Here is a 5,700-nt window from a genome sequence, read left to right on the forward strand (position 1 = left end):
GGGCGCGTGCCTGCGCCGCCCCGAGCGGCGACAGCGCGACGTCGGCGTCGCGCGCGGGGACGTCGATGGCCTCGGCGTCCGCGGCGTGCGCGGCGGCCGCCGCGGCGTTGCCGAGGCTCTCGCCGTGCCGGACGAGCAGCAGGGTCCTGGGCGTCATGCCCCCGACCGTAGGGTCACCCGCGGCGCGCCGCAGGTCGGCCGTCGGGATCCGCCGGGCAGCGACGGACCCGTCATGCCGGCGGCTGCCGCGACGCGGCGCCGATCGGCGCGCCGGTCACCAGGCGGCTCCGTCGACGGCCGTAGGACGCGTAGACGACGAGGCCGACGGCCATCCAGATGAGGAAGCGCAGCCAGGTGTCCAGCGGGAGGTTGATCATCAGCCAGACGCACGCCGCGACGCCCAGCACCGGGATCACCGGTACACCCGGGGTCCGGAAGGCACGCGGCAGGTCCGGCTTGGTGCGGCGCAGGACGAGGACGCCGAGGCAGACGACGACGAAGGCGAACAGCGTGCCGATGCTCACCAGCTCGGACAGCGCCTCGAGCGGGACGAAGCCTGCGAGCATCGCGACGCCCACCGTGACCACGCCCGTGATCACCCACGGCGTGCCGAACCGCGGGTGCACGCGTGCCAGGCCGGGCGGGAGCAGGTGGTCGCGCGACATCGCGAAGAGCACCCGCGTCTGGCCGAGCATGAGGACGAGGATGACGCTCGTGATGCCGGCGACGGCGCCCAGCGCGATGAGCCGCGCCGCCCACGTGATGCCGATGTTCTCGAACGCCTCGGCGAGCGGGGCCGCCGTGTTGAGCTCGCCGTACGGCACCATCCCGGTCAGGACCGCGGCGACCGCCATGTAGAGCACGGTGCAGACCGCGAGCGAGCCGAGGATGCCGCGCGGCATGTCCCGCTGGGGGTTGCGGCTCTCCTCCGCCGTGGTCGCGACGATGTCGAAGCCGATGTAGGCGAAGAACACCACGGACGCCGCCGCGACCACGCCGAAGGCGCCGAACACGGTCGGCTCGAGCCCCAGGAACGCCTGGACGATCGGCTGGTGCAGCACGCCGCCCTCGCCCTCGGGCGCCGGCTCGGCCGGGGGCACGAACGGCGACCAGTTGGCCGTGTCGACGTACATCGCGCCCAGCACGATGACGAGGAGCACGACGGCGACCTTGACGACCACGAGCACGCCGGTGAAGCGGCTCGACAGCTTGGACCCCCGCACGAGCAGCAGCCCGAGCACCAGCACGATGGCGATCGCCGCGAGGTCGGGCCGCGCCGCGTCGCCCGCCATCCACGTGGGCAGGTCGAGCAGCTGCGCGAGGTACGCCGACCAGCCGCGCGCGACGACCGCGGCCCCGAGCATGAGCTCGAGCAGCAGGTCCCAGCCGATGACCCACGCCGCGAGCTCGCCCAGCGTCGCGTAGGAGAACGTGTAGGCGCTGCCCGCGACCGGCACCGACGAGGCGAGCTCGGCGTAGCAGAGGGCTGCGAGACCGCAGGTCAGGCCCGCGAGGAGGAAGGAGATGACGACGGCCGGCCCGGCGTTCGTCGCCGCCTGCGTCCCCGTGAGGACGAAGATCCCCGTGCCGACGATGACCCCGACGCCGAACACGACGAGGTCCCAGGCGCTGAGGTCCCGCTTGAGCCGGTGCGCCGGCTCGTCGGTCTCGCGGATCGACTGCTCGACGGACTTCACTCGCCTGGCCATGGGACCCCCGCCTCCGTGGTGCGCGCGCTTCCTCGCGCAACGTAGCGGCGCGCCCCCCGGTGCGCCCGGCGGGACGGGGTCGGTCCCGACGGACGAGACGTGCCGTCAGCCCACGGGGTCGGTCGTGGCGTCGGAGACGGGCACCGGGAGCTCGAGCACGGGCAGGACGACGTCGACGCACGACATCGCGACCGGGTCGCCACCCGCGAGCGCGGTGACCCGGGCGGCCGCCTCGGAGAGGCGGTCCTCGGGGAGCGCGCCCGACGCGACGGCCGCCACCAGCGCGTCGCGCATCCGCAGCGCCTGGTTCCCGTCGGTCGTCAGCACCGCGTCGGCACCCGCCGCGACCGCGGCCACCGCGGCGTCGGGGAAGTCCCAGCGCATGTTGACCGCACCCATGCCGACGCTGTCCGTGATCGCGACGCCCTCGAAGCCCATCTCGCGCAGCAGGTCGTACGCCGCGGGGCTGAGCGAGGCGGGCAGCCCGGCGTCGAGCGCCTCGTACTGCACGTGGTTGAGCATGACGACGGGCGCCCCGGCGTCGATCGCGCGCTGGAACGGCGCGAGGTCGGTCGCCGCGAGCTCGTCGACCGAGGCGTCGACCACCGCCGCACCCGCGTGCGTGTCGGCAGTCGAGCGGCCGTGCCCGGGGAAGTGCTTGACGGTGGGCGTCACGCCGGCGTCGGCGAGACCGGCGGAGAACGCCAGGCCGTAGTCGCCCGCGATCGCCGGGTCCGCGCTGAACGACCGGTCGCCGACGACGCCGCCCGCGGCGCCGCCGTCGAGGTCGAGCAGCGGCGCGAGGTCCAGGTCCACGCCGAGCTCGCGCAGCTGGGCGCCGATGCCGGCGGCGCGGGAGCGCACCTCCGGGGGCGTCTCGGTCGCCGCCATCCGCCGGGGCGAGGGCCCCGGGCCGGTCAGCTCCCGCGTGGTCGAGACGCGCCCGGACTCCTCGTCGGTCGAGACCAGCAGGGGCCGGCCCGCGCGCTCCCGCAGGCCCGTGGTCAGCGTCTGCACCTGGGTGGTCGACCGGATGTTCGACTCGGACAGGAACACGCCGCCCACGCCCAGGTCGACCACCTGCTGGGCCAGCGCGTCGCCCGGCCGCACCACACCGGGCAGCCCGACGACGAGGACGGCGGCCGCGCGACGCTCGAGGGGCGCGGGGACGCATTCCGGCTCCGCCGGCGCCGGCGGGGTGGGCGGCGGTGCGGCGACGGTCAGGGGAGTCGCAGCGAGCTTCTCGACCGCTGAAGGCGCCTGCGGGAACACCTCGCCCACGGTCGGCGCGCACCCGGCCAGCGCGGCCGTCGTGACGACCGCCGTCACGAGCGCCGCAGCCGTCGCGGCGCGGCCTGGGGTAGGTCTGCGCACGAGCCGACCGTAGGGCCGCCCCGGGCGCTCCGCGCGCCGGACCACCCGGACGTGTGTCAGGTGGAGGCGCGGACGATGACGCCCAGCCCCTCGGCCGGGTGCGGGGGAGGTTCGCTGTCGCCGTCCAGCGTGGCGAGCACGGCGGCCGCCAGGTAGTGGGCCTGGGGGCCGATCGGCTGGCCGACGGTGGTCAGCGCGGGGTCGGCGAGGGCTGCGAGCGGCAGGTCGTCGACGCCGATCACGGCGAGGTCGTCCGGGCACCGCAGGCCGTGCGTCCGCGCGCCGGCGAGCACCGCGAGCGCGACCTCGTCGTTGTAGGCCGCGACGGCGGTCACGCCCGAGGCCCGCCACCGTGCCACGGCGTCGGCGGCCGACAGCACCGACAGCTCGACGTCGGCCGCGACCAGGTCTGGAAGGCCGGCGTCGGCACAGGCCGCCCGGGCGCCCGCGAGGCGGGGGAGCGCGAAGTCGACCAGGCGCGGATCGACCACGGACGCGTAGCCGATCGTGCGGTGACCACGTGCGACCAGGTGCTCGACCTGCACCCGGCCGATCGCGGCCTGGTCCGCCGCGAAGGCGCGCGGGTTGTCGGGCTCCACCATCGTGCTCACCACCTGGATCCCGGCCTGGCGCATCGCCCGCTCCTCCTCGGGTGCGAAGGCGGCGAAGCCCACCACGGCACGCGGCGTGACGGCACGCCACAGCTCGGAGAGCGGTCGCGGTCCGCGGCCGTGGTGCACGAGCACCGACAGGCCACGGTCGGCGAGAGCCGTCGCGAGGTGGTCGAGCATGAGGTCGAGCAGGGGTCCGATCGGCCAGTTGGGCAGCACGCACAGCACGAGGTCGGTGCGGCCGCGGCGCAGCGCCCGCGCGGCGGCGGACGGCGCGTAGCCCAGCCGCTCGGCCGCCTCGAGCACGCGGCGGCGGGTCCCCTCGGAGATCGTCACGCCCGGCGTGCCGTTGAGCACGTAGCTCACGGTCGTGCGCGACACACCGCTCGCACGCGCGACGTCGATGCTGGTGACGCCAGGCACGGCACCTCCTGTGGTCGCGGGTACGGTGGCAAGCTCCGCCGGACGGCAGCAGTCTCCCGCACCGGGCGACGATGCCGCACGCACCTCGCGGTCGGCCGCCGGCCGCGGGTGTGCCCCGCGGCCGGGCCCCGGCCGGTCAGCTGGGCGCGAGCCGGCCGATCAGGACCTGCGCGACGGCGGTGACGCGGCCCCGGTCGTGGGTCACCACGAAGTCGAACTCCCGGTCCCCGTCCGGCTGGGCCGTGGGCCGGCTGCCGCCCGGGTCGGGTGCGACGCCCCGCGCGACCAGCGCCGCGCTCTCGTGGGCGCCGAGCACGACGACGGTCCACTCGAGCGCCAGCGGGTCGTCCGGGTGCAGCGGACCACCCAGGACACCCGGCACCGGCTCGGCGGGCATGTGCTCGCCGAGGACGCCGACGAACGGCAGGTGGCTCGCGAGGCCGGTGTACCGCCGCGCGGTCGCCGGCGTGAGGTGCCGCACGTGCTGGAAGCAGGCGAGCAGCAGCGGGGGCAGGCGGGACTGCATCGCCGCCAGCTCGAGGGTGTGGGACAGGGGGAGCAGGAGGCGCTTGGGCGCACGGCTGAGGCGACTGTCCCCGGCGACCGCCGCGTAGGGCGTCGCATGGGGCACCGGGTCCACCCGGTGCGCAACGAACCGCTCGGTCGCGGGTGCGGTCGGTGCGAGCGTCTCGTCGGGCCGGCCCCAGAGCCAGCCCTGCCCGAGGGTCGCACCGAGGACGAGCGCCCTCGTCAGGTCGTCCTCGACCTCGATGCCCTCCGCGACCACCTCGGCACCCGACTCCTCGGCGTAGGCGCGGACCGCCCCCGCGACGGTGACGGTCATGGGGTCGTCGAGCGTCCGGAGCAGCGCGAGGTCGAGCTTGACGACCTCCGGTCGCAGCAGCGGGACGAACGCGAGCGAGGCCGGTTCCGCGCCGACGTCGTCCAGCGCGATCGCGCAGCCCGCGACGCGCAGCGCGTCCGCGGCGGCGAGGATGCCCGCCGGGTCGGCCGCGAGCGCGCGCTCGGTGATCTCGACGACGACCTGGACGTGCGGCGGGCGGTCGGCCAGCGCGTCGAGCACCACGTCGAGGCGCCGCGTCAGCGTGGTCGGCTCGACGTTGACGAACAGCGTGACGGGGCGACCCTCGGACCGGTGGCCCACGACCCGCAGCGAGTGCTCGAGCGACGCACGCTCCAGCTCGCCCAGGCGCCCGGCGGCCCGAGCGGCGTCGAGCAGCGCGAGGGGTGACTCCAGCGCGGACCCGCGCGGCCCGCGCAGCAGGGCCTCGTGACCGACGGCCCCGCCGGATCTCAGGTCGACGAGCGGCTGGTAGACGCAGCGCAGCGCCCCGGCCCGGAGGACCTGCGCCAGCTCGGCGGTCGACGACGTCGGACGGTGGTTCAGGACAGCGGTCACGCCTGCCCATCGGCGCGCGACCGGCAGTCCTGAACGATGCGGCACGACGTCTCGCGTCGACGCCTCACTCGTGCGGACGCAGCTCCGCGAGGCGCTCGCGCGCCCGGGTCGCGCGGCCCGCGGCCTTCGTCGCGTCGCCCGCGGCGGCCCGGCGCTCGGACTC

At 76.0% G+C, this 5,700-nt stretch carries 4 protein-coding genes and 1 pseudogene; all 5 read right to left on the bottom strand.

All coding sequences use genetic code 11. The annotated features are described in order from the left end of the window. Positions 1–157, bottom strand: a pseudogene (locus ICW40_RS21205) (histidine phosphatase family protein); the annotation flags it as partial. Positions 158–230: 73 nt separating this feature from the next. Continuing rightward, the gene (locus ICW40_RS18150) at positions 231–1,709 is read right to left on the bottom strand and encodes an amino acid permease (protein WP_221655407.1); all 1,479 of its coding nucleotides are present in this window, start codon (positions 1,707–1,709) and stop codon (positions 231–233) included. Between the two features lie 105 nt (positions 1,710–1,814). After that, entirely contained in the window at positions 1,815–3,083 is a 1,269-nt protein-coding gene (locus ICW40_RS18155; RefSeq protein WP_221655408.1) for a glycoside hydrolase family 3 N-terminal domain-containing protein, read from the bottom strand. Between the two features lie 56 nt (positions 3,084–3,139). Continuing rightward, on the bottom strand, positions 3,140–4,117 hold the full coding sequence (locus ICW40_RS21670) for a LacI family DNA-binding transcriptional regulator (RefSeq protein ID WP_221655409.1): 978 nt from the start codon (positions 4,115–4,117) through the stop codon (positions 3,140–3,142). A gap of 136 nt (positions 4,118–4,253) precedes the next feature. Continuing rightward, positions 4,254–5,537 (bottom strand): sensor domain-containing phosphodiesterase, encoded by a 1,284-nt coding sequence (locus ICW40_RS18165; protein WP_221655410.1) that lies wholly within the window; start codon positions 5,535–5,537, stop codon positions 4,254–4,256. Between the last annotated feature and the right edge of the window lie 163 nt (positions 5,538–5,700).

It is taken from the genome of Actinotalea ferrariae, assembly GCF_019733465.1.
Lineage (GTDB): Bacteria > Actinomycetota > Actinomycetes > Actinomycetales > Cellulomonadaceae > Actinotalea > Actinotalea ferrariae_A.